The following is a 3,843-nucleotide window of genomic DNA, read 5'->3' as shown; positions in this document are numbered from 1 at the left end:
TCCCCGTCTCCCCTCCTGGGGCCCCCTTTCAAGGACGCGGCAGCTGCTTCCCATCCGAAATCGGGGATATTTTCGAGATGCTTCCAGGCCAGGTGGACCATCCCCACCGACCCGCTCCAAAACACTTCCCTATCATTCATTCATAATCCCCCCAAGGCCTTTAGGCAAGAACGGGCTTCTGAAGGACCTGAATCCGCACACACCCCTCTCCGCAAAGCCTCCTATTATCTGCCTCCGGTTACCACCGCGATTCGTTCTCTTTCAGCGCCTCGATGCTGGGAAGAGGTCGCGGCTGGCTTCCACACCGCAGTACATGGGCGACCAATCCTGGGTGTTCCCCTGGAGAACAGGACCAAACACCTCGAGTGCGGAACCCGGGCCGGCCTGCAGGATTGCGATCCCCCTCCCATCGTTCATGAGCGTGCACCTCACTTTGATCACTCCGAGGTTGTCGCTGTTGCTCATCAAATCGGCGATCCTGACAGAGACCCTGTGGTTAACACCGAGCGGGACGACCTGCTTCAATTTGGTAATGTTCTCGACCCAGCTGTAGGTCGAGTTGTTGTTCTGGGTTACCACGCCCGACCGCACAGGGTCACCGGACATCTCGAAGCCCTTAATCAGGCTGGCCTTCTGCCCGGCAGCCTTCAACTTGGCCAGGAAGATCGGGTCGGTAGTGTGCGAGAACAGAGAATACCAGTACATTGTCGGAAGCGTAGTGACCGTGCCGGGCACAGGATCAACCTCGTACGCGCCCGTGACCTGGATCCAAGCATGTACGTTGCGAACTTTGTCCAGCGGTCGGCCATCGATTACGACGCTGTCGCAGTCCTGCGCGACGAAAAGCAGATTGGCCGTGCCTGGCACACTTGACACGAGCTCGTATTCCGGCGGCACCAAACTGCGCGCGATGGTGAAGTCAACCGGAAAGTGCGCCACCATTTCTGTGCACACCATATCTGCGTGGGTGTCCTGGGCTGACTGCGAGGGGAGAGCGACCTTCTCGACGCTCAGGTATCCAATGGCCAGTACAAAGAGCGTCGCGACTTTGATGCGAATGAGCTTGTTCATATTTGTCATCCTTTCGTTCTGTGGAAAATCCCGTCGGCTCCCAGTGGTGACGCAGCTGAGCGCTGGATCCATAAGGCAGGATTCGGAGCGACGGGAGCCCGTTACGTGAAACTCATTGTCGCGAACGCGGACACTCGGGAAAAGCGGTGTGATGCGACACGGCCTGGTTTGTCGTATAGTGCCGCTTTTTGTCGGGGATTGTGATAGGCTGGATGCAATTTTGACTATCGACCGCAATGAAACGAGCGCCTGGAACTCTCAAATTTGTTTCCAACTCGAAGGCCACTTCGGACCGCCTCGAATCCTGGAAAGAAATTGCCGAATGCTTGCACAGGGATGTCCGGACGGTTCAGCGTTGGGAACGGTGCAGAAATATGCCCGTGCGTCGTCTCCCGGGCGGGCTGCGGCCCAGGGTCTTTGCGATCCGGTCTGAACTCGAGGCTTGGCGGAACAGTCCGACTGTCGAAACAATCGTGAAAAAAAGGCTCCTGCCCTCGCCCGCCAAAGGAGGGCTGATTCATAAGGTCAGATTGGTGGTGCTTCCTTTCGTAAACCTGAGCGGCGATCCCGCACAGGAGTACCTCAGCGACGCAATGACGGATGAGGTTATCACGGCGATTGCGAGCATCGTTCAAGAGCACCTCGCGGTCATCGCCCGAACTACGGCCATGCATTACAAGGGCAGCCACAAGGATGTGGCCCACATTGGCCGCGAGTTGAACGTGGACTATGTCGTGGAAGGTACTCTTCGGAACGTCCAAGATCAAATTGCAGTCAATGTCCAGCTTATCCAGGTCAGCGATCAGACACACCTGTTTGCCGGGAAATTCGACGCGGCCCTGCCCGGCATCTTCCATATGCAGCGCCGCATAGCGCAAGCCATCGCGACGCACATCCCCGCGATTGCCGATCTAATGCGTACCGGGGCGATCGCCGTCGGCGGCGGCCCCAGGAAGCCGACGGGGGATCTCGCAGCTTACAACGACTATATCCAAGGCCGCTACTGCTTGGACCCCGATTACATTCAAGGCCGCTACTATTTGGATAAAGGGACGCCTGAGAGCGTGGCGATAGCGAAACAGCACCTGGAAAGAGCGATTTCACGTGATCCAGAGTTCGCGCTGGGCCATGATGCCTTGGCCGAGCTTCACTGGCGTTCAGGTTACTTCGGTTGGGTGTCGCCGCGTAACGCATTCTCCGCCGGCATAACTCACGCGCTGCGTGCGATTGAAATTGACGCCAGCCGCGCCGAAACACATGCTTTGCTGGCCCAGTTTCACAAAACGGTCGAGTACAACTGGGCTGAAGTCCATCGCGAGAATGCCATTGCCTTACAACTGGACCCCTACTCACCGCTCGTCAGGATGCGGTATGCGGTGAGTGAGCTAATGCCGCACGGTCGTCTAGAGGAAGCTGCGACGGAACTCGAGGGCACCCTCGAACTCGATCCCCTGTCGGTATTCGCGGGTACCTGGCTTGCCAACGTACGAGTGTTTCTGCGTCAGTACGAACGTGCCGCAGAACAGGCAAGCAAGCTAATCGATCTGTATCCAAACTTTTGGGGAGGACATTTCGCCATTGCGGCCAGCTACCGTTATCGCAAGATGTTTACGGAAGCAGTTGCTGCCGAACGAATGGCGGTCGAATGTTCCGGTGGCACCGCTCTGACGCTGGGATGGCTCGGCGTGACCTTGGCGGAGACTGGTCAGACAGCCGAGGCACGTAACATCCTAAAGCACCTTCACGAGATGGCAGGAGAAAGGTACGTTCCGCCATTCAGCATCGCTTTGATCCATCTTGGGCTCAGGGAAATAAACACCGCGTTCGAGTGGCTCAACCGAGCGGTCGATGAGTGCGATCAGTTAATGATGCCGATCAAGAGTTACGGTTTCTTTGACCCCATCCGCGATGATCCCCGGTTCAAGAACTTGATGCGCAAAATGCGCCTTGAGACTTAGCAACTTGTGGACACGCACCCGTTTTTCTCCTTCTTGGTGGGTGTCCACCCTCTTCGTGCAGAACGTTACAAAAAAACCTGGACACCCAGAGCGCCGGGATAAACCGGCATGAAGTGGAGAATGAAAGAGTCTTACAGGAAAGGAGTAGCAAACCATCCTGACCTCGAGTCTTGCGCAGACCCATCGTGAGGTGGGCGCGAAGCGTAGACAGAGGCACTGGTGGGCAAGGTATTGAGTTGCGAAAACAATGGATAGGTGGGATAAGCTGCCCCATCCGCGGCGAGGCTTGTGGATCCGACCGCCATCGTACGCCGTGAGCGCCCTCCCTTGGGTTCTGATAAGGAGCAATGTTAACTTCCGGGGCAAAGTCCCCCGAAATCTCGTCGTGGCGGCGATTATAACCCATAACGGCAGAAGGGCATGCCGAATTTGGACGCAGCTTCAGTATTGCCGAACGACGCCGGCCAGTGGCCGGACCCAAGTGCCTGAGGCGACCTTCGTCTCCGTGCTTGCAAGACAACCGGCTTGCCCGGGCCAAAGTGTGCCTGAAATCGACGCCGGCGCGAAATGAGGGAGCGGAGCGGGATGTTCCCGTACACCATGAATAGAACTCTTTCCTGGCGGCCCAGGCGAGTTCTTTCAACCCAGATTCTTCGGGCCTCCCGGATTGCGCCGTCTAGCCTCGATTTCCACGGTACTGGAAATGACTAACGCGTCCAGCCGCATTGCCCTGAAATCGGGCAGCCGGGCCGTTTTGAGCCTCGAATCGTTAGCGATATCGAATACTTATCTGTAACGATAGTGCATACCATAG

2 protein-coding genes are annotated in these 3,843 nt (G+C 56.9%); one reads left to right on the top strand and one right to left on the bottom strand.

What is annotated here, in order from left to right; genetic code table 11:
* Positions 1–261: 261 nt before the first annotated feature.
* A complete protein-coding gene (locus tag LAP85_29675; protein MBZ5500580.1) occupies positions 262–1,071 on the bottom strand; it encodes a hypothetical protein in 810 nt (269 codons plus the stop codon).
* 530 nt (positions 1,072–1,601) lie between these two features.
* On the opposite strand from LAP85_29675, the gene LAP85_29670 reads away from it, so the two are divergent.
* Positions 1,602–3,029: a hypothetical protein gene (locus LAP85_29670; protein MBZ5500579.1), complete on the top strand. Its 1,428-nt coding sequence runs from the start codon at positions 1,602–1,604 to the stop codon at positions 3,027–3,029.
* Positions 3,030–3,843: the final 814 nt, after the last annotated feature.

The organism is Terriglobia bacterium (assembly GCA_020072565.1).
Lineage (GTDB): Bacteria > Acidobacteriota > UBA6911 > UBA6911 > UBA6911 > JAFNAG01.
This window is presented reverse-complemented; position numbering and strand designations above follow the sequence as displayed.

Excerpts from the sequence above, each read along its gene's own strand:
- LAP85_29675 (MBZ5500580.1), bottom strand. The coding sequence starts at position 1,071 with ATGAACAAGCTCATTCGCATCAAAGTCGCGACGCTCTTTGTACTGGCC.